This is a genomic window from Pseudotabrizicola sp. (assembly GCF_030684215.1).
In the GTDB taxonomy this organism is placed as follows: domain Bacteria; phylum Pseudomonadota; class Alphaproteobacteria; order Rhodobacterales; family Rhodobacteraceae; genus Pseudotabrizicola.
In genome coordinates, this window is the sequence record NZ_JAUXOV010000040.1 from 80,894 (window position 1) to 103,111 (window position 22,218).

The 22,218-nt window shown below is 60.2% G+C and carries 25 protein-coding genes; 8 read left to right on the top strand and 17 right to left on the bottom strand.

Annotated features, from left to right (window positions below; all coding sequences use genetic code 11):
- Window positions 1-5: 5 nt before the first annotated feature.
- Genes Q8K08_RS08225 through Q8K08_RS08235 form a run of 3 tightly spaced genes read right to left on the bottom strand, consistent with a single transcriptional unit; the run spans window position 6 to window position 3,120 of the window.
- Window positions 6-533 (bottom strand): peroxiredoxin, encoded by a 528-nt coding sequence (locus tag Q8K08_RS08225; RefSeq protein ID WP_305249749.1) that lies wholly within the window; start codon window positions 531-533, stop codon window positions 6-8.
- A gap of 2 nt (window positions 534-535) precedes the next feature.
- The gene (locus Q8K08_RS08230; RefSeq protein ID WP_304800949.1) at window positions 536-961 is read right to left on the bottom strand and encodes a heme-binding protein; all 426 of its coding nucleotides are present in this window, start codon (window positions 959-961) and stop codon (window positions 536-538) included.
- Window positions 958-3,120 carry a malate synthase G gene (locus Q8K08_RS08235; RefSeq protein WP_305249750.1) on the bottom strand — a complete coding sequence of 721 codons (2,163 nt, stop codon included), beginning with the start codon at window positions 3,118-3,120 and terminating at the stop codon, window positions 958-960. Before Q8K08_RS08235 ends, Q8K08_RS08230 begins: the two co-directional genes overlap by 4 nt.
- A 213-nt stretch (window positions 3,121-3,333) precedes the next feature.
- Between Q8K08_RS08235 and Q8K08_RS08240 the strand changes: the two genes are divergently transcribed.
- Genes Q8K08_RS08240 through Q8K08_RS08250 form a run of 3 tightly spaced genes read left to right on the top strand, consistent with a single transcriptional unit; the run spans window position 3,334 to window position 4,569 of the window.
- Window positions 3,334-3,687, top strand: coding sequence for a helix-turn-helix transcriptional regulator (locus tag Q8K08_RS08240; protein ID WP_305249752.1), 354 nt, complete (start codon window positions 3,334-3,336; stop codon window positions 3,685-3,687).
- Window positions 3,659-4,132, top strand: coding sequence for an SRPBCC family protein (locus Q8K08_RS08245; protein ID WP_305249753.1), 474 nt, complete (start codon window positions 3,659-3,661; stop codon window positions 4,130-4,132). The genes Q8K08_RS08240 and Q8K08_RS08245 overlap by 29 nt, the downstream gene beginning before the upstream one ends.
- Window positions 4,129-4,569 (top strand): SRPBCC domain-containing protein, encoded by a 441-nt coding sequence (locus Q8K08_RS08250; protein WP_304800938.1) that lies wholly within the window; start codon window positions 4,129-4,131, stop codon window positions 4,567-4,569. Before Q8K08_RS08245 ends, Q8K08_RS08250 begins: the two co-directional genes overlap by 4 nt.
- A gap of 3 nt (window positions 4,570-4,572) precedes the next feature.
- Here Q8K08_RS08250 and Q8K08_RS08255 read toward each other — a convergent pair whose 3' ends face one another.
- Both Q8K08_RS08255 and Q8K08_RS08260 read right to left on the bottom strand, forming a co-directional pair.
- The gene (locus Q8K08_RS08255; RefSeq protein ID WP_304800936.1) at window positions 4,573-4,734 is read right to left on the bottom strand and encodes a DUF2256 domain-containing protein; all 162 of its coding nucleotides are present in this window, start codon (window positions 4,732-4,734) and stop codon (window positions 4,573-4,575) included.
- 3 nt (window positions 4,735-4,737) lie between these two features.
- Complete coding sequence (locus tag Q8K08_RS08260; RefSeq protein WP_305249754.1) at window positions 4,738-6,249, bottom strand: FAD-binding domain-containing protein; 1,512 nt, start codon at window positions 6,247-6,249, stop codon at window positions 4,738-4,740.
- 141 nt (window positions 6,250-6,390) lie between these two features.
- On the opposite strand from Q8K08_RS08260, the gene pepN reads away from it, so the two are divergent.
- On the top strand, window positions 6,391-8,949 hold the full coding sequence (pepN, locus tag Q8K08_RS08265; RefSeq protein WP_305249755.1) for an aminopeptidase N: 2,559 nt from the start codon (window positions 6,391-6,393) through the stop codon (window positions 8,947-8,949).
- A gap of 41 nt (window positions 8,950-8,990) precedes the next feature.
- Here pepN and Q8K08_RS08270 read toward each other — a convergent pair whose 3' ends face one another.
- From Q8K08_RS08270 to Q8K08_RS08305, 8 genes are all read right to left on the bottom strand, one after another.
- Window positions 8,991-9,770, bottom strand: coding sequence for a 23S rRNA (adenine(2030)-N(6))-methyltransferase RlmJ (locus Q8K08_RS08270; RefSeq protein WP_304800929.1), 780 nt, complete (start codon window positions 9,768-9,770; stop codon window positions 8,991-8,993).
- Between the two features lie 104 nt (window positions 9,771-9,874).
- The gene (locus Q8K08_RS08275; protein WP_304800926.1) at window positions 9,875-10,051 is read right to left on the bottom strand and encodes a DUF4169 family protein; all 177 of its coding nucleotides are present in this window, start codon (window positions 10,049-10,051) and stop codon (window positions 9,875-9,877) included.
- Window positions 10,051-11,454 (bottom strand): class II fumarate hydratase, encoded by a 1,404-nt coding sequence (fumC, locus tag Q8K08_RS08280; protein WP_304800924.1) that lies wholly within the window; start codon window positions 11,452-11,454, stop codon window positions 10,051-10,053. Before fumC ends, Q8K08_RS08275 begins: the two co-directional genes overlap by 1 nt.
- Window positions 11,455-11,570: 116 nt before the next feature.
- Window positions 11,571-12,017 carry an SspB family protein gene (locus tag Q8K08_RS08285; RefSeq protein ID WP_304800922.1) on the bottom strand — a complete coding sequence of 149 codons (447 nt, stop codon included), beginning with the start codon at window positions 12,015-12,017 and terminating at the stop codon, window positions 11,571-11,573.
- A gap of 399 nt (window positions 12,018-12,416) precedes the next feature.
- Window positions 12,417-12,851, bottom strand: a complete 435-nt coding sequence (locus tag Q8K08_RS08290) for a hypothetical protein (protein WP_304800919.1) — start codon at window positions 12,849-12,851, stop codon at window positions 12,417-12,419.
- Window positions 12,852-12,886: 35 nt separating this feature from the next.
- On the bottom strand, window positions 12,887-12,991 hold the full coding sequence (locus tag Q8K08_RS08295) for a DUF2474 domain-containing protein (protein ID WP_304800917.1): 105 nt from the start codon (window positions 12,989-12,991) through the stop codon (window positions 12,887-12,889).
- Window positions 12,991-13,995 carry a cytochrome d ubiquinol oxidase subunit II gene (cydB, locus tag Q8K08_RS08300; protein WP_304800915.1) on the bottom strand — a complete coding sequence of 335 codons (1,005 nt, stop codon included), beginning with the start codon at window positions 13,993-13,995 and terminating at the stop codon, window positions 12,991-12,993. The genes Q8K08_RS08295 and cydB overlap by 1 nt, the downstream gene beginning before the upstream one ends.
- A 6-nt stretch (window positions 13,996-14,001) precedes the next feature.
- The gene (locus Q8K08_RS08305; RefSeq protein ID WP_305249756.1) at window positions 14,002-15,411 is read right to left on the bottom strand and encodes a cytochrome ubiquinol oxidase subunit I; all 1,410 of its coding nucleotides are present in this window, start codon (window positions 15,409-15,411) and stop codon (window positions 14,002-14,004) included.
- 108 nt (window positions 15,412-15,519) lie between these two features.
- Between Q8K08_RS08305 and Q8K08_RS08310 the strand changes: the two genes are divergently transcribed.
- Together Q8K08_RS08310 and Q8K08_RS08315 are read left to right on the top strand one after the other, a co-directional pair.
- Window positions 15,520-15,969, top strand: a complete 450-nt coding sequence (locus tag Q8K08_RS08310) for an Rrf2 family transcriptional regulator (protein ID WP_305249757.1) — start codon at window positions 15,520-15,522, stop codon at window positions 15,967-15,969.
- A gap of 29 nt (window positions 15,970-15,998) precedes the next feature.
- The gene (locus tag Q8K08_RS08315) at window positions 15,999-16,625 is read left to right on the top strand and encodes a bifunctional 2-polyprenyl-6-hydroxyphenol methylase/3-demethylubiquinol 3-O-methyltransferase UbiG (RefSeq protein ID WP_304796879.1); all 627 of its coding nucleotides are present in this window, start codon (window positions 15,999-16,001) and stop codon (window positions 16,623-16,625) included.
- Here Q8K08_RS08315 and Q8K08_RS08320 read toward each other — a convergent pair.
- Window positions 16,592-17,497 carry a hydrogen peroxide-inducible genes activator gene (locus Q8K08_RS08320; RefSeq protein WP_305249758.1) on the bottom strand — a complete coding sequence of 302 codons (906 nt, stop codon included), beginning with the start codon at window positions 17,495-17,497 and terminating at the stop codon, window positions 16,592-16,594. The genes Q8K08_RS08315 and Q8K08_RS08320 overlap by 34 nt on opposite strands.
- Window positions 17,498-17,609: 112 nt before the next feature.
- On the opposite strand from Q8K08_RS08320, the gene Q8K08_RS08325 reads away from it, so the two are divergent.
- On the top strand, window positions 17,610-18,272 hold the full coding sequence (locus Q8K08_RS08325; RefSeq protein ID WP_305249759.1) for a peroxiredoxin: 663 nt from the start codon (window positions 17,610-17,612) through the stop codon (window positions 18,270-18,272).
- 68 nt (window positions 18,273-18,340) lie between these two features.
- Window positions 18,341-19,213 (top strand): MBL fold metallo-hydrolase, encoded by an 873-nt coding sequence (locus Q8K08_RS08330; protein WP_304800882.1) that lies wholly within the window; start codon window positions 18,341-18,343, stop codon window positions 19,211-19,213.
- A gap of 177 nt (window positions 19,214-19,390) precedes the next feature.
- On the opposite strand, the gene Q8K08_RS08335 is transcribed toward Q8K08_RS08330, so the two are convergent.
- The 3 genes from Q8K08_RS08335 to Q8K08_RS08345 all read right to left on the bottom strand — a co-directional run bounded on the left by Q8K08_RS08335 (window position 19,391) and on the right by Q8K08_RS08345 (window position 22,210).
- Window positions 19,391-19,720, bottom strand: a complete 330-nt coding sequence (locus Q8K08_RS08335) for a DUF4387 domain-containing protein (protein WP_304800880.1) — start codon at window positions 19,718-19,720, stop codon at window positions 19,391-19,393.
- Window positions 19,721-19,728: 8 nt separating this feature from the next.
- Window positions 19,729-21,087 carry an acyclic terpene utilization AtuA family protein gene (locus tag Q8K08_RS08340; RefSeq protein ID WP_304800878.1) on the bottom strand — a complete coding sequence of 453 codons (1,359 nt, stop codon included), beginning with the start codon at window positions 21,085-21,087 and terminating at the stop codon, window positions 19,729-19,731.
- A gap of 145 nt (window positions 21,088-21,232) precedes the next feature.
- Window positions 21,233-22,210, bottom strand: a complete 978-nt coding sequence (locus tag Q8K08_RS08345) for a sigma-54-dependent Fis family transcriptional regulator (RefSeq protein WP_304800876.1) — start codon at window positions 22,208-22,210, stop codon at window positions 21,233-21,235.
- Window positions 22,211-22,218 lie beyond the last annotated feature (8 nt).

Sequence of the window (22,218 nt, forward strand, 5' to 3'; positions counted from 1 at the left end):
GCAGGTCAGCGGTTCTGCAGATGCGCCAGCATCGTGGCCGCGTCCGAGCGCAGCACCGGCACGCCCGGCGGGTTGTCGCGCAGGCCGGGTTCTGCAAACAGTGCGGTGATCTGGCGGTCTTCGACCAGCATGGCATAGCGCCAAGACCGCAGCCCCATCCCTTGCGCCGAGCGGTCTACCAGCATGCCCATCAGCCGGCTGAAGTCGCCATTACCGTCAGGTAACATCCTGATTTTGTTGATGTTCTGCGCCTTTGCCCATTGGTGCATGGTAAAGGCGTCATTGACTGACAGGCAGATCACCTCGTCAATTCCCAGATCGACAAAGCTGTCATAGGCGGCCTCAAACCCTGGCAGATGGCTTTCCGAGCAGGCGGGGGTAAAAGCCCCCGGCAGGGCAAACAGCACGACCCGGCGCCCGGCGAAAAGCTCATCCGTGGTCACGTCGCGCCATTCAAAAGGGTTCGGACCCGCAAGATCTGGATTGCGCACGCGGGTGTGAAAGGTCACCTCGGGAACTTGTGCTGGGGTCATGGTCAGGCCTCTGCAATCAGGCCGGCGGCCTCGATCCCGGCGGTGGCGGCCAGGGCGTCATTGTCGGATGAATCGCCCGTCACGCCAACGGCACCAAGCGTATTGCCCTTGGCATCGCGCACCAGAACACCGCCTTTGACCGGCACGAAATCGCCGCCATACAGCCCGTTCATCGCCTGCACAAAATACGCCTGGCTGTCGGCGCGAGCCTGAATGGCGCTGCCGGGCAGGCCCAGCATGATGCAGCCATGTGCCTTGCCATGCGCCAGTGCATAGCGGCCCGGTGCGGCGCCATCCTCGCGCTCGAATGCGATGGTGTGACCACCTGCATCAACCACCACAACCGACAAGGGCTTCATTCCCGCCTCACGGCCTTTGGCTAAAGTGGTCTTGATGATGGTGCGGGCTTTCTTGATCGAAATGCTCATGCTGCCTCTGCCTTCTTTTCCAGTCGACGTGCGTGCAAAACGGGTTCGGTATAGCCCGAGGGTTGCTCGCGGCCCTTGAACACCAGATCACATGCCGCGCGGAATGCAACCCCGTCAAAGCCGGGTGCCATCGCCTGATACAGCGGGTCATCCGCGTTCTGGCGGTCCACCACCGCCGCCATTTTGCGCATCGCGGCCATGACCAGATCTTCGCCGACCACGCCATGATGCAGCCAGTTTGCCAGCGCCTGCGATGAAATACGGCAGGTGGCGCGGTCTTCCATCAAGCCAACATCGTGGATATCGGGCACTTTGGAGCAGCCGACCCCCTGATCAATCCAGCGCACCACATAGCCAAGGATGCCTTGCGCGTTGTTCTCCACCTCTTGCCGGATATCTTCCTCTGACCAGTTGGCACCCTGCGCCAGCGGAATGGTCAGCAGCGCGTCCAGCGTGCCACGTGGGCCGCCCTTGGCAATCTCGGCCTGCCGGGCCAGCACATCGACACGGTGGTAATGCGTGGCGTGCAGCGTTGCGGCGGTGGGCGAAGGCACCCATGCACAGTTTGCCCCCGCCTGCGGGTGGGCGATCTTTTGCGCCAGCATATCGCCCATCAGATCGGGCGCGGCCCACATGCCCTTGCCGATCTGTGCGCGGCCCTGAAGGCCGCAGGCAAGGCCGATATCGACGTTGCGGTCTTCATAAGACTTGATCCAGCTTGATGCCTTCATGTCGCCTTTGCGGACCATTGGCCCAGCCTCCATGCTGGTGTGAATCTCGTCGCCGGTGCGGTCCAGAAAGCCGGTGTTGATAAAGGCCACACGATCCTTGGCGGCACGGATGCATTCGCGCAGGTTGGCACTGGTGCGGCGTTCTTCATCCATGATGCCCAGCTTGACCGTATGGCGCGGCAGGCCAAGAACCTGTTCCACCCGGTCAAAGATTTCGCAGGCAAAGGCCACTTCGTCGGGGCCGTGCATCTTTGGCTTGACCACATAGACAGATGCCATGGTCGAATTGCGCAATCCTTCGGTCTTTTTCAGATCATGCATCGCGCACAGCGTCGTCAGGAACGCATCCATGATGCCTTCGCCGATTTCGCGGTTATCTTCGGTAAGGATCGCAGGGTTGGTCATCAGGTGGCCGACATTGCGTACCAAAAGCAGCGCGCGCGCTTTGAGCGTCAGGGGGGTGCCATCTGGGGCCGTCAATGACAGGTCTGGGTGCAGGCGGCGGGTGCTGTCCTTGCCGTTTTTGGTGATCGTCTCGGCCAGATCGCCCTTCATCAGCCCCAGCCAGTTGCTATAGGCCAGCACCTTGTCCACAGCATCCACGGCGGCGACCGAATCTTCGCAATCCATGATCGCCGACATGGCCGACTCCAGGCGGATATCAGACACATGCGCCAGATCATCGCTGCCGATCGGGCTGGACGCATCAATATGCAGCGCGATGTGCAGGCCGTTATTTTTCAAGACAATGGTGGTGAGTGCGTCTGCATCCCCCACATAGCCTGCAAAGCGCGACGGGTCGGCAAGGCCAGCGGCACCCTTTGCGGTTTCAAGCTGAAGCTGCCCACCTGCCACGCGGAAGCCCTGAACCTCAGCCCATGAGGCGCCCGCCAGCGGGGTCGCATCATCCAGAAACGCGCGGCCCCAAGCAATGACACGCGCGCCGCGGTCTGCGTCATAGCCTTTACCCGCGGGCAGGTCGCCCAAAGCATCCGTGCCATACAGCGCGTCATACAGGCTGCCCCAGCGCGCATTGGCCGCGTTCAGCGCGTAACGTGCGTTCATTACCGGCACCACAAGCTGCGGGCCGGGCACAAGGGCGATCTCGGGGTCGGTCTGGGTGGTTTCAATGCTGAAATCAGGGCCTTCTGGGACCAGATATCCAATGTCGCTCAGAAACGCGCGGTAAGCCTGCGCATCAAAGTCTTGACCGCGACGGGCTTTGTGCCAGTCGTCGATCTGCGCCTGCAACGCGGAACGCTTTTGCAAAAGTGCGCGGTTCTTTGGCATCAGGTCTTCTACCGCCCCGGCAAAACCATGCCAGAAACTGTTGCTGTCGATCCCGGTGCCGGGAAGCGCCTGCTTTTCGACGAAATCCACAAGGCGGGCGTCAACTTTCAGCCCGGTGATGGCGATGCGCTCTGTCATGCTGTCCTCGTCTCTGGTTTCGGTGCCCGATGGGATGCCGTGGTATGCTGTAGTGGCACAGATAGTCAGAAAACCTTCCAGAGGCAATAAATGCGGTCATGTTATTTGACCAAAAAATCAGATGACAGCTTTCCGGTTTCGCTAAGAGTAGAAACAAAGCTGATTGGCTAAGTTTATCTTGGCGCTTGGGCCGGGACTGTGTTACTAATCTATATGGCTAAGTATGATCCCGACCTGTCCCGCATCTTTCACGCGCTTGGTGATCCCACGCGCCGTGCCCTTTTGCGGCACATGGGGCAGGGGGTTGTGCCGGTGTCCGCCCTTGCGGCCCCGACCGGGTTTGCGCTTCCCACCGTGCTGCGCCACCTGTCGGTGCTCGAAGACGCAGGGCTGATACAAACGGAAAAGCGCGGCCGCACAAGGCTGTGCCGCGCGGTGCCGGTTGCGCTGGATGCTGCAAGCGACTGGCTGGCCGAAGCCCGTGCCGAATGGGAGGCGCGGACCGACCGGTTGGAAGCCTTTCTTGAAACGCTGGAGGATGACGATGACGCAGAACCTCGACACTGACCTTGAGTTGATACGCCATCTGAAAGCGCCGCCCGCAAAAGTCTGGCGCTGCTGGACGGAACCTGCGCTGCTGGCGCAGTGGTTTGCGCCCAAGCCAGTGGTGACGCGGGATGTCAAAATCGACCTGCGCCCCGGTGGCATCTTCGCGACTACGATGGATATTCCCGACATGGGAAGCCAAACTGGGGCGGGCTGCATTCTGGAGGTCGAGCCGCAGCGGCGGCTGGTCTGGACCGATCTGCTTGGCCCCGGCTATCGCCCGGTTGCGGAAAGCTTTGGCTTTACAGCCATTATCCTTATGGAACCCGAAGGCAGTGGCACGCTGTACCGGGCCATCGCGATGCACCGCACCCCCGATCAGCGCAAAGCGGATGAGGATATGGGATTTGAGGCTGGCTGGGGCGCAGCAGCGGCGCAGCTTGACGCATTGGCGGCAACGCTATGAGCGGTCGGTCGATTGCCCTGTCGCGGCTGATCGCCGCCCCGGTCGCAAAGGTCTGGCGGTGCTGGACCGATCCTGCGCTGTTGCCGCAATGGTTCGGCCCAGACGGGTATAGTTGCCGCACGCATGACATCGACTTGCGGACTGGCGGGCACTGGCTGTTTGACATGACCGGGCCAGATGGGAAGGTCTGGCCGAACCGCCACCGCTACACGCGGATGGAGGCGTATCAGATTGATTTTCTGCTCGATTCCGGCGCTGATGACGAATCCCCGAATGAGGTGGTGATGACCCTGACCGCCAACGGCGATGCCACCCGGATAAGGTATGAGATGACCTTTCCCAGTCCGGCGGCCCGTGCCATGGCGGTGGGGTTTGGCGCGGTGGAACTGGGTCATCAGACACTGGGCAAGCTCGCGGTGCTGGCGGCAAAGATTTAAGCGTCAACCGTTGCCCGCTTTGCGCTTTGCCTCACCCCGGCAGCGGTCCGAACAAAACCGGACCTCATCCCAGACCTTTTCCCATTTCTTGCGCCACGCAAACGGGCGGCCGCAATGGGTGCAGGGTTTGCTTGGCAGGTCACCCTTTTTCACCATCTTTGCCATGGGCTACAGCCCAAGGCTCAGCTGCGCCGACGCCACCTGAGCGCGCCGCCGTGGGGCGCGGTCGTTGACAAAGCGCGGATCAGCGCGGCTGGCGTGGCGTTCGATTATCTCAACGATCTCGGCGCGTGGCGCGACTTTGCGCAAGGAAAACACCGCGTCGCGGGCGGCGCGCCCGGCCGCCGCTACATCGACCAAAGGTTCAGGATAGCGCCGCCCCAACAGGCCCCGCGCGCCCTCCCATCGCCACGGGGTCTGCACGAATGCATCCGGCACCTCGGCCAGTTCCGGCAGCCAGCGACGGGTGAAAGCGCCGGTCGGATCCTGATCCTGCCCCTGTTTCACCGGATTGTAGATGCGCGGCGTGTTGATGCCCGTTGTCCCCGATTGCATCTGCACCTGAGGCCAATGAATCCCCGGCTCGTAATCGGTAAAGCGCCGCGCCAGCACCGGCCCTGTTGCCCGCCAATCCAGCCACAGATGATAGGACGCCACCGATGTCACCATCGCGCGCATGCGGAAGTTCAGCCAGCCCGTCGCCGCCAGATAGCGCATGCAGGCATCGACAAAGGGCAGCCCGGTTTCCCCAGCATCCCACGCCGCCAAACGCGTGGCATCAGGGTCGCGCGGGCGCAGGGTTTCGGCGGCACGGTGCAGGCATCGCACCTCTATCTGCGGCTCATCCTCCAACTTTTGCATGAAGTGATCGCGCCATGCCAAGCGGCTTTGAAAGCTGGCCAGCGCCCCCGGCCAACGCCCGCCGGGCCGCTCAGCCAGCCGGGCGGTTGTGGCCTGCGCCGTCTCTCGCCCTGACAGCGCGCCCATCGCCAGATATGGCGACAGCCGCGAGCAGGCGCGTTCCCCTGTCAGGGGCGAGGACATTGCTGCGCGATAAGGCTCGCCCCGCTTGGTCAGAAAGCTCTCCATCGCCAGCAACCCGTGCTGCCGCCCGCCGGTCTGGCGATGGGCGCAGCGGTCTTCCCCCAGACGCAGCGCGCGGGCGGTGGGGATCACCCCCGGCTCTACTCCGGCAACCGGGGTCAGCGCGATGGGGGCGGGCACTTGGGGCTGCACGGTAAAGCTGTCGCGACGTCGCGCCCAGCCATCGCGCCCGGCCAACCGCCGCACCACGCCCGACTGCGGCAGTTCTTTCCACTCTATCCCCGCCTGTCTAGCCCATGCCGCCACCCGCCTGTCGCGGGCAAAGGTCCACAGATTGCCAGTTTCCTCATGGCTGATGATGCGGCTGATCCGGTTCTGGCGGCAGAGCCTGTCCAGCACATCCACCGCGTCGCCCACCCGCACGATCAAGGGCGCACCAAGCCCCGCCAGATCGCGGCGAAGATCGGTCAGGCATTCGGCAGTAAACTCCCACTGCCGGGCCGAGGTATCGGGCAGCGCCCAATACTCCGGCTCTACTATATACAGCGGCAAAATCGCCCCCATTTCCGCCGCTTGCCCCAGTGCGGGGTGGTCGTGGATACGCAGATCGCGTTTGAGCCATGCAAGAACATTCATGGAACAAACAGATAGCGGTTGGCGCAGATTCGTAAAGACCTGATCTGCCCGCAGCCCGTGCGATTTTTGCCCTTCGCCGCTGTGTTCGGGGTTGCACGCGCCGACAGGGCGCATAGCTTGGCCGGGCAGGAGGACCCCCCGATGACAGACGCCCGCGCCATTCACCTTGCCGATTACCAGCCGTTTTCGCACCTGATCGAACATGTCGCGCTGACCTTTCACCTGTCGCCAAACGCAACCCGCGTGCAGGCGCGGCTAGCGGTGCGGCCAAATCCCGCGCGGGAGCAGGGGCTTGATCTGCGGCTGGATGGCGAAGGCTTGCGGCTGGTGCGGTTGGCGGTAGATGGGCGGGAGTTGACCGTACAGCCCGATGAAACCGGCCTCACGATCCGGGCGGCGGACCTTCCCGACACAGCTTTCGTGCTGGAAACCGAGGTGGAAATCGCGCCCGAGGGCAATACCGCGCTGGAAGGGCTGTATATGTCGCGCGGCATGTATTGTACCCAATGTGAGGCGGAGGGTTTTCGCAAGATCACCTTTTACCCCGACCGCCCCGATGTGATGGCGCGGTTCCGGGTGCGGGTGAATGGTGATCATCCGGTGCTATTGTCGAACGGCAATCTGGTGGATCAAGGGCCGGGATGGACCGAATGGGATGACCCATGGCCCAAACCTGCCTATCTGTTCGCCCTTGTCGCGGGCGATCTGCGCGCCCATTCCGCCACGTTCCGCACTTTGTCAGGCCGCGATGTCGCGCTGAACATCTGGGTACGTCCGGGGGATGAGGGGCGCTGTGCCTATGCGATGGACAGCCTGATCCGGTCGATGAAGTGGGATGAACAGGTCTACGGCCGCGAATACGACTTGGATATTTTCAACATTGTGGCAGTTGATGACTTCAATATGGGCGCCATGGAGAACAAGGGATTGAACATTTTCAACTCCAAGTTCGTTTTGGCCAGCCCCGAGACGGCGACCGATGACGACTTCGCCCGGATCGAGGCGATCATCGCGCATGAGTACTTTCACAACTGGACCGGCAACCGCATCACCTGCCGCGACTGGTTTCAGCTGTGCCTGAAAGAAGGGCTTACGGTGTACCGCGATCAGCAGTTCACCGGCGATATGCGGTCCCATGCGGTAAAGCGGATCGAGGATGTGCTGATGCTGCGCGCCCGTCAGTTCCGCGAGGATCAGGGGCCGCTGTCCCATGCGGTGCGCCCCGAATCTTATGTAGAGATTAATAACTTCTACACCGCGACGATCTACGAAAAGGGCGCCGAGGTGATCGGGATGCTGCGCCGTCTGGTGGGCGACGATGGCTATGCGCGCGCGCTCGATCTGTATTTCGACCGGCATGATGGGCAGGCCGCCACGATCGAAGATTGGTTGTGCGTGTTCCAAGATGCCACAGGCCGGGATATGACCCAGTTCAAACGCTGGTATTCCGAAGCGGGGACGCCCCGGCTGAAGGTGTCAGATGACTTTAACAACGACACCTATACTCTTCATTTCGAACAGGAAAATCCTGCTACACCCGGACAGCCGGTCAAAGGGGCCAAAGTTCTGCCCATTGCCGTGGGTCTGTTGAACCCCAATGGCGATGAGGTGCTGCCGACCACGGTTCTGGAAATGACGCATATGCGGCAGTCCTTTGCCTTTGAGGGGTTGGCGACGCGGCCTGTCGCCTCGGTGCTGCGTGGGTTTTCTGCGCCCGTGGTGCTGGAACGCGCGGTCAGTGCCGAAGAGCGGGCGTTCTTGCTGGCCCACGATACTGACCCGTTCAACAAATGGGAAGCCGGGCGCGCCTTGGCCAAGGATCTGCTAGCGCGGATGGTGACCGAGGGCGCGGCCATCGGGCCGGGCTGGCTGGAAGCGATGGCGCGGGTGGCGCAGGATGGCAGCCTGGATCCGGCCTTCCGCGCGCTGTGTCTGCGCTTGCCATCCGAGGATGACATGGCACAAACGCAGCACGCAGCTGGCCATGTGCCTGATCCTGCTGGCATTTACGCGGGGCGCAGACGGATGGGTGATGCGCTTGCCCGGCGGCTGGCACCCGATTTGCCGGGGTTGATCGCATCCTTGGCCGAGCCGGGGCCGTTTACCCCTGATGCCCGTGCCGCAGGTCGTCGCGCGCTTCGGTTGGCGGCGCTGTCGCTGCTGTCGCGCGTCGATGGCGGCACGGCGGCGCGCGCCGCCTATCGCGCGGCTGACAACATGACCGAGGAGGTGGGCGCGCTGTCTTGCCTGCTCGATATCGGGCAGGGTGCAGAGGAATTGGCGCGGTTTGAGGCGCGCTGGCGTTCCGACCGCAATGTGATGGACAAGTGGTTCGCGCTGCAAATCGCCTATGCCGCGCCCGACCGCGCAGCGGAAGTGACGCAGACCCTGACCCAGCACCCGGATTTCGACTGGAAGAACCCCAACCGCTTTCGCAGCGTGATCGGTGCGCTGTCGGGCCATCATGCGGGCTTTCACCACAGCAGCGGCGCGGGCTATGCCCTTGTGGCGGAATGGCTTTTGCGGCTGGACCCGCTGAACCCGCAAACGGCGGCGCGCATGTCCACCGCCTTTGACACATGGCCGCGCTATGATGCCGACCGTCAGGCCATGGTGCGCGAGGCATTGCAGCGGATGCTGGCCACCGATGGGCTAAGCCGTGATCTGACCGAAATGGCGGTGCGGATGCTGGGCGATTAGAGCGTGTCGCGTGTCATTGGTCACAATGACACGTGAGTGTGTTAACCCAGCTTGCGAAACAAGGCGCTCAGCCGCTTTGTCTGATCCTCAATCCCGAAGGGCGGGTTTATCATCACCATGCCTGACCCTTCCATCCGGTGCCCATCGCGCACAGGGGGAAAGCGCACCTCGTGGATCAGCGCCTCGGGTGCCATCGCCTTTATCTCGGCCAGCATCGGCTTGTGATAGCCTTCGCGCAGGATCGGATACCACAGGTAAATCAGACCCACATTCCATTTGCGGTGCAACTGGCCCAGCACGCGGGGGATCGTCTCATAGTCGGTTTTGACCTCGTAGGACGGATCGATCAGCACCATTCCGCGCCGGGGCGTCGGCGGGCAGATCGACACAGCCTTGGCAAGACCATCCTCGTGATACACCTTGGCGCCAAAGGGGGCTGCGGCATAATCCAGTGCGGCATGTTCCTGCGGGTGCAACTCGCAGAGGTGCATGCTGTCGATGTCACGCAAGAGATGCCCAGCGATCAGCGGGCTGCCGGGATAGGCGTTCGGCCCGCGTTGTTCGCGGGTTGCGGCCAGTGCGCGAGTATAAGGATGGGTGGCGGGAAACCAGCCTTCGGCAATGGCGATGCCCTTTGCTGCCTCGCCGGTTTTCACCGCCTCGGGGGCGGTCAGGTCATAGAGACCCCGCCCCGCGTGGGTTTCCACATAGGTTAGCGGTTTGTCCTTGCGGGTCAGATAATCCAGCGTCCACGCGAGCAAAGCGTGCTTATGGACATCGGCAAGGTTTCCGGCGTGATACAGGTGTTGATATGACAGCATGCCATCGCCCTAGCAGGCGCAGGGCTGCGCTGCAAGAGTAGGGGGTAGGGCGGGGTTCACCCCGCCTTTCGCTCCGGCACGCGCAAGGCGGGGTAAACCCCGCCCTACGGCTCGCGTTTGTGGGCTGCATGATCGCGGGTGGTTTTCTCTGCCTCGGCCTTTTGCCGGTCGCGCTCGGACCGGGTCAGGCCGAACTTTGCCGCGTTCTCATCACCTTGCGCGCGGGCCGCTTTGCGGGCGGCCTGCTTTTTCTTCTGGCGCAGGTTGATGATGTCCGCCATCAGCCTTTCGGGCCGATCATGTCTTCGGGCCGCACGACGCGGTCGAAGGTTTCGCCATCGACAAAGCCAAGCGCAATCGCTTCCTCGCGCAGGGTGGTGCCGTTTTTGTGTGCAGTTTTCGCGACCTTTGTGGCGTTGTCGTAGCCGATGGTAGGTGCCAGCGCCGTGACCAGCATCAGCGATTCCTTCATCAGTTTGTCGATGCGCGCCACATTGGCTTGGGTGCCCACAACCATGTTGTCGGTGAAGGACGCGGCCGCATCGCCCAAAAGCTGCATGGATTGCAACAGGTTATACGACATCATCGGGTTATAGACGTTCAACTCGAAATGGCCCTGCGATCCGGCAAAGCCGATGGCGGCATCGTTACCCATGACATGCGCGCAGACCATGGTCAGCGCCTCGGCTTGTGTCGGGTTCACCTTGCCCGGCATGATCGACGATCCGGGCTCATTTTCTGGCAGGATCAACTCACCCAGACCCGATCGCGGGCCAGAGCCCAGAAGGCGCAGGTCATTGGCGATTTTGAACAGGCTGGCGGCCACGGTTTTCAGGGCGCCGGAAAACATCACCATGGCATCATGCGCGGCGAGTGCTTCAAACTTGTTGGGCGCGGTCACGAAGGGCAGGCCGGTGATTTCGGCAATGGCTGCTGCCACGCGAGTATCCCAGCCAACACGGGTGTTCAGGCCGGTGCCAACGGCGGTGCCTCCCTGGGCCAGCTCATACATGTCGGGCAGACACATTTTCACCCGCTCGATGCCCTTTTCGACCTGCTTGGCATAACCGCCGAATTCCTGACCAAGTGTCAGCGGCGTTGCATCCTGCGTATGGGTGCGGCCGATCTTGATGATATCCTTGAACTCTTCGGATTTTGCGGCAAGAGCTGCATGCAGCTTTTCCAGGCCCGGCAGCAGCACGTCACGCGCCATCATGCCGGTCGCCACATGCATCGCGGTGGGAAAGGTGTCGTTGCTGGACTGGCCCATATTTACATGGTCATTCGGGTGGACAGGTCTTTTCGACCCCATCACCCCACCCAGTATTTCAATTGCGCGGTTCGAGATCACCTCATTCGCGTTCATGTTGCTTTGCGTGCCGGACCCGGTTTGCCAGACCACCAGCGGGAAATTGTCGTCGAACTTGCCGTCGATCACCTCGGTGGCGGCAGCGGCAATCGCATTGCCCAACTCTGCCGGGATGTCGCCTTGGTCGATGTTGACCAGCGCGCAAGCCTTCTTGATCACCCCCAAGGCGCGGATGATGGCAACTGGCTGCTTTTCCCAGCCAATCGGGAAGTTGATGATAGAGCGCTGAGTCTGCGCGCCCCAGTATTTGTCGGCGGGAACGTCCAGCGGGCCAAAGCTGTCGGTCTCAGAGCGGGTATTTTGGGTGGCGGACATCTGCAAGCCTCCTGATTTTGCTGCCCCGTCCTTACGGTGCGGGCGCAGAAAAATCAATTGGCATACCGTCGCATACTGCGAGGAATGCGCATCGTATTATCCGAATGCACAAGGCGCTATTGTTTGCGGAACTTGTCCAGGCTGACGACCTCGGCATCGTGCTGCGGCGGCGGATCATCGTCTTCGTCGTCCTCGTCGTCTTCGTCCTCGGCATGGCTTTCAAAGCGCAGGCCAAATTCCACAGACGGATCAACAAAGGTGCGCACCGCGTCAAAGGGAATCACCATCGGTTCGGGCTGATTGCCGAAATTCAGCGTGATGGTGAAGCCTTCGTCGGTCACGGTCAGGTTTTCAAACCAGTGCTGAATCACGATGGTCATTTCAGCCGGATAGCGGGCTTTCAGCCAATCGGCCATCTCCACCTCTGGGTGGGTGGTATCAAAGGTGATGAAGAAATGATGCGCACCGGGCAGGCCATTCTTGCCCACATCCGCCAGGACGGACTGGATCAGGCTGCGCATTGCGCGATGCATCAGATTTCCGTAATCAATCGACCGCGCCATTCCGAACCCTCAACTTCTCGCCCTGTCAGCATAGGGAATTTGACCCCGATGAAAAGGGGTCAGACGGCACTGAATGCGACTGCGTGCGGGGACAGCATGGTAAGAGCGTTGGGATGACCTGTGCCCGATCTGAAAACCCCGCCGAACCTGGGGGATCGGCGGGGAACGTTTGTGTGACGTGTGATTGCAAGCAGCACGTCATCAAGGGCTTGCGCCCCCACAAGCAGCAACACGACCAAAGCCGCGCCAGATCTGTCTAGGGCCGATTCCTTAAGTCGCGGTTAACGCAGTTGTCACCGACGATCACACGTGCCCGGCGTTTGCCTTCATCTGATACGGCTGTCTTGTGTTGCGGCCCGGTTCCCCTTTGCGTCATGGAAAACAGGGCCGGTTTCTGGTTCAGAAACTCATGACGACGGTGTTATCCGCAATGATGGCACGCGCTGCGGCGTCGGGTGCGGCAGGAGTTATGCCGTCGATCAGGTCGGATACGTTGCCACCCCGACCGGGCAGATAGATTGCGCAGACCTCGACCTGCACATTGTGCTGAGTCATCATCATTCGCATCAGCGCTTGCGGGCTTGCATTTTGCGGAGGCTGTCCTGCGGTGGCGGATGCGGGGGCATCGTTTAGCGCAATGTCTGCTGCGGGCCCACAAAGCAGTATCTGTGCCGCCGCGCCTTGCTGAACCGCGTTCAGTGTCAGCACCATCGCCATTAGCTGGGTCTGCGGTTCCGGAGCGGTCAGAATGGTGACCAGATTGCGGTGGCCATCGGCAGCAACAGGCAGAGCTGCGGCAAGCGAAAGGACAGCAGCCGTGAGGAACGTTTTCATAATATCTCCATAGGTTTAAGGATTGAGGTTCGGGGTCAGAAAATCATCGCCCGGATGAACAGCGCGACGATCAACAACGTTCCCACGCCCCCCAGCCACAAAGCCGCGAACCACAGCGCCTTGCGCAACGTGTTCGACATCAGTGATACCCCCCGGCAGGATCGACCTTGCCGCGGAACACCCAATAGGCATAGGCGGTGTAGGTAAGGATCATCGGGACCAGCACCAGCGCACCGACCAACAGGAACCACAGGCTTTCGTCGGGGGCAGCCACATCCCAGATCGTCAGCGAGGGCGGCACCATATAGGGGTAAAAACTGATCCCCAGCCCGATGAAGCTAAGAGCGAATAGGGTGATCGTTGCCAGAAAAGGCCAGCTGTCGCGCTGTTCGCGCAAACCTTTGATGAACACAAAGGCGGCGGCAAGAATTGCAGCTGGCACCAGAACCGTGAACAGTGCATTGGGAAAACCAAACCAACGGTCCAGATAAAGCGGGTTCAGAAAAGGCGTGATAAGGCTGACCAGCCCGACCAGCGCCAAAGTCATCCCGCCCGTCCATATCGCGATGCGTTGGGCTACGCTGCGCACGGGTCCATCGGTTTTCATCACCAGCCATGTCGCCCCCATCAGGGCATATCCTGCAACCAACGCCACCCCCGTCAGAAGCGAGAACGGTGTCAGCCAGTCCCAGTTTCCGCCTGCGTAGGCGCGTCCCTCGACGGAAATACCCTGCACCAGCGCGCCCAGTGCCACGCCTTGCGCCAGTGTCGCCACAAGACTGCCGCCAAAAAATGAGAGATCCCAAAGGAACTTGCCATCTTTGGTGCGCCAGCGGAATTCAAAAGCCACGCCACGAAACACCAGTGCCAGCAACATGACAATGATCGGGACATAAAGCGCGGGCATCACCACGGCATAAGCCAAAGGAAACACGGCAAATAACCCGCCACCACCCAACACAAGCCATGTCTCGTTTCCGTCCCAGACCGGAGCCACCGTGTTCATGGCCAGATCCTTATCCGCTTCGGACCGCATGAAGGGGAACAGTATACCCACGCCAAGATCAAATCCGTCGAGGATGACATAGGCCAGCACCGCAAAGGCGATCAGCCCGGCCCAGATAAATGCAAGATCGAACATCATGTCAGGTCACTCCGCCGGGATGAATGTGTCGTCGACCGCCGGGGCAGGGGTGATGCCCGCGGCGCGAGTCGGTCCCAGAACTTCAATCGGGGTGCCCTCATCGGGCCGCTTGCCCATCAGCCGCAGGATGTAGATGGTGCCCGCGCCAAACAGCAGGAAATAGACCACGACAAAGGCTACAAGCGATGACGCCACGGCCGCAGCCTGAACCGGAGCCACGCTGTCATTGGTGGACAAAAAACCGTAAACCGTCCATGGCTGCCGCCCCACTTCGGTGGTGATCCACCCTGCCAGCACTGCGACAAATCCGGCAGGCCCCATGGCAACAGAGGCGCGGTGCAGCCATGGCCTGTCATACATCGCCCCACGCCAGCGCAGCACGGCCGCCCAAAGGCCAAGGCCCAGCATGGCAAAGCCGAGGGCCACCATCACCCGGAATGACCAGAACACAATCGCAACCGGCGGACGTTCCTCGCGCGGGAAATCCGTGAGACCCGGCAGCGGTGACGACAGATCATGGGTCAGGATCAATGATGACAGATAAGGGATCTGCACTGCATAGCGCACGGTTTCACTCTGTGCATCAGGCAAGCCAAACAGGATAAGCGGCGCGCGACCCTCTGGATGCGGATCAAAATGGCCCTCCATCGCGGCAACCTTGGCAGGTTGATATTTCAGGGTGTTCAGGCCGTGAAAGTCGCCCGCCACAATCTGAAGCGGCGCCACCACAATCAGCATGGCCATCGCCATCGAAAACATGACCCGCGCTCCTCGGTTTGCACGGTCACGCAGCAGATGCCATGCGCCCACAGACCCCACGACCAGCGCGGTCGTAAGATAGGCCGCCAGCACCATATGAACGAGGCGATACGGGAAGGACGGGTTGAACACGATGGCCCACCAGTTCACCGGCACAAACTGGCCGACATCATTTATCTCATGGCCCTGCGGCGTCTGCATCCAGCTGTTGACCGAAAGGATCCAGAACGCCGACCCAAGCGTGCCTATTGCGACCATGAGAGTCGCAAAGAAATGCAGCTTTGGCCCCACTTTTTCACGGCCAAACAACATCACCCCAAGGAAACCGGCTTCAAGGAAAAATGCCGACAGCACCTCATAGCCCATCAGCGGCCCGATCACCGGTCCGGCCTTGTCGGAAAACACCGACCAGTTGGTACCAAACTGATATGACATCACAATTCCCGACACGACGCCCATGCCAAACGCAACAGCAAAGATCGTTTTCCAGTAGTTGAAAAGCCGGAGGTAGACGTCGCGCCCCGTCCTCAGATGCAACCCGTTCAGCACGGCCAGATAGCTGGCCAGCCCAATCGAAAAGGCCGGAAAGATGATGTGAAAAGATACGGTAAAGGCGAACTGGATGCGAGCCAGTTCGATAGCATCAAAGCCGAACATTGGTTGGCCTTTCTATTGATATACTTTCAATGAATGAATATAGTGACGCTGGATCATATTCAAGTTTCATTATGGGACGCGTTGTCACACCCAACAAAGGAGCCTGCCTTGCGCCTGACGAGCTATACAAACTACGCACTGCGCATCCTGCAAATGGCCGCCATCCGCGCGCCCCATCTGGTGCGGATCGACGATGTGGCCAAAGCGCACCGGGTCAACCGTGCCCATTTGACGAAAGTGGTACATCAGCTTGGTCAGGCGGGGTATCTGGACACAGTGCGCGGCCCGCGCGGTGGGATGCGGCTGGCGCGTCCGGCTGCCGAGATTGTCGTGGGCGATGTGGTCCGCCTGACCGAAGGGCCACTTGAACTGGTGGAATGCTTCAGTGCCGAACGCAACACCTGCAAGCTGCGGGGTGTGTGCCAGCTGTCGGTCAAGCTGCATGAGGCGACACGGGCTTTCATGGCGGTGCTGGATGATCTGACTGTGGCGCAGATTGCGGTGAACCGAGGTGATCTACTGGCGCGGCTGGGGCTGACGGCAACCGATCCCGTTTAGGGGCACTGTTTTTCAGAAAGGAAGAAGCGATGGCGCAGGCCAGACAAAGGCGGTTCTGGAACAAGGTCGCCGATCGGTATGCCGCCCGCCCGCTCAAGGATGTCGCCGCCTATGAGGCGATGCTGGCCGACGTGGCCGCGCGGCTGAAGACCAGCGACAAGGTGCTTGAGATTGGCTGCGGCACGGGGGGTACCGCGATCCGGCTTGCGCCAAACGTTGCGCAGTGGAAAGCGACCGATTTTTCAACCCAGATGGTGCGGATTGCGCAGGCCAAACCGTCATCCGACAAAGTCAGTTTCACAGTCTCGGACGCGGTGCAGGCCTTCGACGATGGGCCGTTCGACGCGGTGTGTGCGTTCAATGTCCTGCATCTGGTTGATGACCTTCCCGCGACACTGGCCCGAATCCACGACAATCTGACGCCCGGCGGTCAGTTGATCTGCAAAACGTGGTGCTTTGCTGATGTCGCACTGAAACTGCGCCTGTTGTTCCCCCTGCTGCGGGTGATCGGGTTGTTCCCGGTTGCAAACCCACTGAATGGCGACCAACTTCGGCAGGCGATTAGGGACGCCGGGTTCGAGATCGTGGCAGACCGTGTCTTTGGCGCGCATCCCCAGAACCCTTACATCGTCGCGCGCAGGCTGGCCCTTGCCTGACGGAAGATTCCGGCAATTTCGCGGAATCTGCGCGCATGCGGCGATGTCGCACGCCAACCTAGGACCACGCGACGGGGACAGGCACCTGGCAGTGGCGTCAGTATGATGGAATGACCGCGTGCGATACCCGCATCGACCGCAAGCTGCGGCAACAGGGTAATGCCCAACCCTTCCTCAACCATGGAAATCAATGTCGGCAGGCTTGTCGCGGAAAAAGCATCGCCCGGCGGTGCGCCCATTTCTGCATAGGCCTCCAGCGCATGACGCTGCAGGCAATGCCCCTTTTCCAGCAGCAGAATTGACGACTCTGCCAGCTTCGCGCCTGTCACCTCGGCACTGCCTGCCAAGGCATGTCCGATGGATGTGGCCAATTGATAGCCATCCTCGAACAACAGTTCGGTTTCGATGGACCCTACGGCATGAGGCAAGGCCAGCACGACAAGGTCCAGCCTGCCCTCGGCAAGCCCGGCAAGCAGCGAGTCGGTCAACTCTTCGCGCAGAAACAGCCGTTGATCCGGCCATGCCTTGCGCAGCAGTCCAAGGGCGCGCGGCACCAGAAACGGCCCGACCGTCGGAATGGCCCCCAGTCGCAGATCGCCCTGCAATGTCCCTGCCTGCGCATGGGCCAAGGCCTCGATATCGGCCACATCATTCAGCACCACTCGCGCGCGGCGCACCACCTCTGCCCCAACGGGCGTCAGCATGACTGACCGCTTGGAACGTTCTGCTAGCGGCACGCCAAGTTGATCTTCCAGTTCCTTCAGCCCTGCCGATAGGGTGGGCTGGGTCACATGGCAACGCTCTGCCGCGCGCGAAAAATTCAACGTGTCGGACAGAGCGACAAGAAAGCGAAGCTGGCGCAGAGTGGTCATGCGGGGCCTATAATAGATTTTTACTATAACTATAAGATATATAATTAATTTCAACTATTTATTCTGTCAGGCTATCTGTTGGTCATCACAACACCAACCCCCAGAGGATGCCATGAACGCCATTACCCCCACCGTTGCCACCGTTGCCGCAGGTCTGCCCCGGATGAACGAGCCCGCCCCCGATTTTACCGCGCTGACCACGCATGGCGTAAAATCACTGTCTGATTACAAGGGGAAATGGCTGATCCTGTTTTCGCACCCGGCTGATTTTACCCCGGTCTGCACCACCGAATTCACCGCTTTTGCCAAACGCGCCGATGACTTCGCGGCCCTCAACACCGAGTTGATGGGTCTGTCTATCGACAGCCACTATGCCCATATCGCTTGGGTCCGGTCGATCAAGCAAAGCTTTGGGGTGGATATCAAATTCCCGATCATTGCCGATCTTGATATGAAAGTGGCCCAGGCCTACGGCATGATCCAGCCCGGAGCGTCGGACACGCAGGCCGTGCGGGCAACGTTTGTGATCGACCCCGAAGGCAAGCTGCGCGCCATGGTCTACTACCCGATGACAAATGGCCGGTCCGTGGACGAATTTCTGCGTCTGGTGACAGCGCTGCAAACATCGGTTGAGCACAAGGTCTCGACACCCGAGAATTGGCATCCGGGCCAACCGGTCATCGTGCCAACCCCGCAGACAACAGATGCCGCTGATGCCCGCATGATCGAAGGGTTGGAGACAGTAGACTGGTATTTCACCACCAAGATGCTGTGATCTTGCCTTACTGCCCTGATCGCGCCCGGACCATCTTGTCCGGGCGCCCCAAATGCAAGGAGCCTGCCATGACCATTTCGCCCGTTATTGCCTCGTTCTGGGATGAAGCTACTGGTAGTTGGCAGTATGTCTTTCATGACCCGGAAACCATGAAGGGTGCGATTGTTGATCCGGTCTGGAATTTTGATCCGCTGTCGGGTACGACTGCAACGCGGGACGCGCAAAAGATCCTTGATTATGTGCGCGATGCCGGGATCACGGTCGAGTGGATCCTTGATACCCATCCGCATGCCGACCACTTTTCCGCTGCCGGTTGGCTGAAAGGCCGGCTCGGCGCACAAACAGGTGTTGGCGAACATGTGGTCAAAGTGCAGGCCCTGTGGAAAGGAATCTATAACCTTGGTGACGATTTTGTGGCAGACGGCCGTCAATGGGACCGCATGTTCACGGATGGCGAGACATTCATGGTTGGTTCTTTGCCGGTGAGGGTGATGTTTTCGCCCGGCCACACGATGGCCTCGGTGACCTTTGTCGCGGGCGATGCGGCTTTTGTGCATGACACGCTGATGATGCCCGACAGTGGTACCAGTCGCGCTGATTTTCCGGGCGGATCATCGGCGGCACTGTATAAGTCCTTGCAAGGTATTCTGGCGCTGCCCGCCGCAACGCGGCTGTTTGTCGGCCATGATTATGCCCCCGGCCGGCCCGCTGCCTTTATGGCCACAGTGGCAGAACATCGCGCGGCAAATATCCATCTGGCCGATGCACCTGATCAGGAAACATTTCAAGCGCGACGCGATGCCCGCGATGCCACTCTGGCCTTGCCCAAGCTGATGCTTGCGGCCTTGCAGATCAATATCCGGGGGGGGCGTGCGCCTGCGCCCGAGACCAACGGGCGGCGGTATCTGAAGCTACCGCTGGACCAGTTCGAGGAACGCTGACGCAAAAGTATGTGCAGCATGCAGATGTCTGCGCACTCTTGATGCATCGTTTAGCAGTCATGTGGTTGTGTCACCACCATGACAAGAAGTCTGAAAGTCTTAGCAGATTAGTCGATGATCTGGTTGAACACTCCAGTCGCGCGGCACCAAGTGTTATGCCGCGCATCAGGTAAGGGATCAGGCCGAAATATCCACTTCGACATCGAGGAATGGCGCATATTGCTGTGCTCCGAAAATATCGCCGTCTCCGGCACTTCCTGAAGGACGCACGCGCAGTATGGTGAACTTGATGGCATAGGCCGGATCATACTCGACAAAATCGGTCAGCCGCTCAGAGTCCACGTTCAGGATCTGGCAAACGCTGTCGCGTGTCAGCGTGCCGGACCGCTTGACCAGATCGTAGGTCTCACGCTCCCGGAAGATGATATCAAAGGTGATCTTGTCGGTGCCGGCGTTTTTGGACCGGATGGTTTTCGCGAGATCGGAAAGTTTCTTGACGTTGTTCATGGCGCACCTCAGCCGACGATTTCGGTATGGGTAGGGAAAAGCTCCAGCGGATCACTGGCCGACATTGTGTGGTTGAGCGTCCAGCGATACGCCGGGCTTGCCTGCAACACCTCGTCCAGCACGAAAGAAACGCCGCCTGCAGTGCCTTTTACATCCGGCAAGCGGGCATAGAACATCTGGCGCGTTCCGGTCATGCACACCTCTTCGGCCATCTCGCGCGTTGGTGCCACACCCTGCACCACGACGCAAAGTTCGTGGCCCGGCTTGTCTTTCAAAGGCTCCATATCCCCCATCACGCCGTTGCGACCAAAGACATTGTAATGCAATTCCCAACCCGTCGGTCCGAACCGTTCCTCGGTCTGGGTGCGGGCCCAGTCGATCACCGCATCGACATTGGCGATGGTGTAGGGGTCACGGATACCTGCCATGCCGATGAAGCGCTCGCCCACTTTGCCAGAGCCTTCCAGTTTTACCCGGAAGTCATCGGCGGCAACGAATTCCATTCCGGTCACGCGGGTGGTTTTCTCGCTGACCTGTTCATAATGGCAATGTGTCATGTCCAGCATGCCACCGGCCACAAACTCGTGGAACGGATTGGACCGCTCATACATTGCATGGCCTGCAACCGATGCCACGGTACAACGCTGCCAAGAGGCCATTGCCGTTACCTCAACCGCGTCGGACGTGATCTCGCCCATGACGGTTTCCTTGGCACCGTAGGGTTCTGCGCAAAAGGAAGCGCATTCCAGCACCTTGCCAAGGTAATAGCTTTGCGCCTCGGGAAAGCCCTTGAACAGCGCGCAGGCCGCGAAGATTGCACTATCGGACGAGCGGCCACCGATGATGACATCGCACCCCTGTTCCAGCAACTTCACAAAAGGGTGGACCCCAGCCATCGCGACCACCCGCGAGGTCGCGTCAAGTTCGGCTTCCGTCAGATCCTCGCGCGCATCGAGCCCGCGAATGGCCGACCCGCTGCGGATCTTGGACAGGACATGGGCGCGGTCCACCTCGGAATAGAACCACCCCAGTTTGAAGGGGGCCATATTGTGGCGCGCAGCGATTTCGCGGATGATCTGAACAAACATGTCAACGCGGGAATTGGTGCCCGTGTCGCCGGCCGATCCGATCAGCATCGGCACGCCAAGGCGACGCGCGGCCACCAGCATTTCCTCTAGGTCATGCTCTTGCCACGAGCGGGGGCTGGCACAACTGTCATTGCCCAAGGGCACAGGACCGATGTCATCGCTGCCGGAATCTGCGGCAATGAAATCCGGGTTGGTTTCAACCGCAAGGCGGAAACTCTCGGTCTTGAGTGGGGCAAAGCCCAGATGACCATTCGGGCAGATGATTCTGATAGAAGACATTCGATTTCCTCGCGCATCGCGTTTCATCGAATAATATGCACATTGCGTGCCAAAATCCGCGTTGCAAACATCGTCGCACAGTCGGAAAACCGGACGGCTTTGCGCGAAAAGCACGCGCATGCGCGCGCATCACGCAGTGGACAGTTCAGGATTTCAGAAGGCCCAACTTTGTCATCTGGTGGCGCAGGGCATGGCGCGACAAACCCAGCAGTTTCGCGGCTTCCTGCGGGTTTGCGTTGGCCTCTGCCATGGCCTGACTGATCATAGCGCGCTGAAAAGAATCAGTCGCTGCATGATAGTCTTCTGAGCCATTCAAAGGCATGGCTGCAAATTGGTCGACGCGCCCGGATACCGACCGCAAAATACGGTCTGGCAGGTGCTGTGGCAAGATCATGTCTTCATCCTCAAGAATGAAGATCCGCTCCAGAAGGTTTTCCAATTCCCGGACGTTGCCGGGCCACGTGTATCGCAGAAAGATCTTTTCAGTCTCGGGAGCCAGCCCCCGCATGGTGCGGCCATAAGACTTATTGAAGCGCGCGATAAAGTGGCGCGCCAAGGTCAGCACATCTTCTCCGCGTTCGCGCAAAGCAGGCAGGTTCACCGCAACCACCTGTAGCCTGTAGTAAAGGTCTTCGCGGAACCGGCCTGATGTCACTTCGGACAAAAGCACCTTGTTGGTGGCCGCGATAAACCGCACATCCACCTTGACCGGCTTTACGGCGCCGACACGACGAAACTGTTGAGTATCCAGCAATGTCAGTAGCTTGGCCTGCAACGTCAGGTCCAGTTCCCGAATTTCATCCAGAAAAACGCTGCCATGATCGGCGGCCTCGACCAGCCCCAGCTTGCGGTCGATGGCCCCTGTAAAAGCACCTTTCTCATGACCGAAAAGCTCGGACTCCATCAGATTGGCGGGCAAAGCGGCACAGTTGATATCAACGAAGTCACGGTTCGCGCGGCTCGACATCTGGTGGATCATGCGCGCGACCAGCCCTTTGCCAACGCCGGTCTCACCATATATCAGCACCGTTCGCGTTGGGCTGCCTCCGATCCGCTCGACTAGCCGGCGCAGCGCTTCTATCGCCGGAGAAGTGCCGACCAGTTCACTGCCATAATCTGCCATGCCGTCCT

Bases quoted from the DNA above. Each gene is read 5' to 3' on its own strand.
- Q8K08_RS08240 (WP_305249752.1), top strand. From the start codon at position 3,334: ATGGCTAAGTATGATCCCGACCTGTCCCGCATCTTTCACGCGCTTGGT.
- Q8K08_RS08235 (WP_305249750.1), bottom strand. From the start codon at position 3,120: ATGACAGAGCGCATCGCCATCACCGGGCTGAAAGTTGACGCCCGCCTT.
- Q8K08_RS08340 (WP_304800878.1), bottom strand. From the start codon at position 21,087: ATGTCTTCTATCAGAATCATCTGCCCGAATGGTCATCTGGGCTTTGCC.
- Q8K08_RS08285 (WP_304800922.1), bottom strand. From the start codon at position 12,017: ATGGCGCGGTCGATTGATTACGGAAATCTGATGCATCGCGCAATGCGC.
- fumC (WP_304800924.1), bottom strand. From the start codon at position 11,454: ATGTCCGCCACCCAAAATACCCGCTCTGAGACCGACAGCTTTGGCCCG.
- Q8K08_RS08290 (WP_304800919.1), bottom strand. From the start codon at position 12,851: ATGAAAACGTTCCTCACGGCTGCTGTCCTTTCGCTTGCCGCAGCTCTG.
- Q8K08_RS08330 (WP_304800882.1), top strand. From the start codon at position 18,341: ATGACCATTTCGCCCGTTATTGCCTCGTTCTGGGATGAAGCTACTGGT.
- Q8K08_RS08345 (WP_304800876.1), bottom strand. From the start codon at position 22,210: ATGGCAGATTATGGCAGTGAACTGGTCGGCACTTCTCCGGCGATAGAA.
- Q8K08_RS08315 (WP_304796879.1), top strand. From the start codon at position 15,999: ATGGCGCAGGCCAGACAAAGGCGGTTCTGGAACAAGGTCGCCGATCGG.
- Q8K08_RS08230 (WP_304800949.1), bottom strand. From the start codon at position 961: ATGAGCATTTCGATCAAGAAAGCCCGCACCATCATCAAGACCACTTTA.
- Q8K08_RS08270 (WP_304800929.1), bottom strand. From the start codon at position 9,770: ATGCTGTCATATCAACACCTGTATCACGCCGGAAACCTTGCCGATGTC.
- Q8K08_RS08320 (WP_305249758.1), bottom strand. From the start codon at position 17,497: ATGACCACTCTGCGCCAGCTTCGCTTTCTTGTCGCTCTGTCCGACACG.
- Q8K08_RS08260 (WP_305249754.1), bottom strand. From the start codon at position 6,249: ATGAATGTTCTTGCATGGCTCAAACGCGATCTGCGTATCCACGACCAC.
- Q8K08_RS08245 (WP_305249753.1), top strand. From the start codon at position 3,659: ATGACGATGACGCAGAACCTCGACACTGACCTTGAGTTGATACGCCAT.
- pepN (WP_305249755.1), top strand. From the start codon at position 6,391: ATGACAGACGCCCGCGCCATTCACCTTGCCGATTACCAGCCGTTTTCG.
- Q8K08_RS08255 (WP_304800936.1), bottom strand. From the start codon at position 4,734: ATGGCAAAGATGGTGAAAAAGGGTGACCTGCCAAGCAAACCCTGCACC.
- Q8K08_RS08305 (WP_305249756.1), bottom strand. From the start codon at position 15,411: ATGTTCGGCTTTGATGCTATCGAACTGGCTCGCATCCAGTTCGCCTTT.
- Q8K08_RS08295 (WP_304800917.1), bottom strand. From the start codon at position 12,991: ATGTCGAACACGTTGCGCAAGGCGCTGTGGTTCGCGGCTTTGTGGCTG.
- Q8K08_RS08335 (WP_304800880.1), bottom strand. From the start codon at position 19,720: ATGAACAACGTCAAGAAACTTTCCGATCTCGCGAAAACCATCCGGTCC.
- Q8K08_RS08325 (WP_305249759.1), top strand. From the start codon at position 17,610: ATGAACGCCATTACCCCCACCGTTGCCACCGTTGCCGCAGGTCTGCCC.
- Q8K08_RS08250 (WP_304800938.1), top strand. From the start codon at position 4,129: ATGAGCGGTCGGTCGATTGCCCTGTCGCGGCTGATCGCCGCCCCGGTC.
- Q8K08_RS08275 (WP_304800926.1), bottom strand. From the start codon at position 10,051: ATGGCGGACATCATCAACCTGCGCCAGAAGAAAAAGCAGGCCGCCCGC.
- cydB (WP_304800915.1), bottom strand. From the start codon at position 13,995: ATGATGTTCGATCTTGCATTTATCTGGGCCGGGCTGATCGCCTTTGCG.
- Q8K08_RS08225 (WP_305249749.1), bottom strand. From the start codon at position 533: ATGACCCCAGCACAAGTTCCCGAGGTGACCTTTCACACCCGCGTGCGC.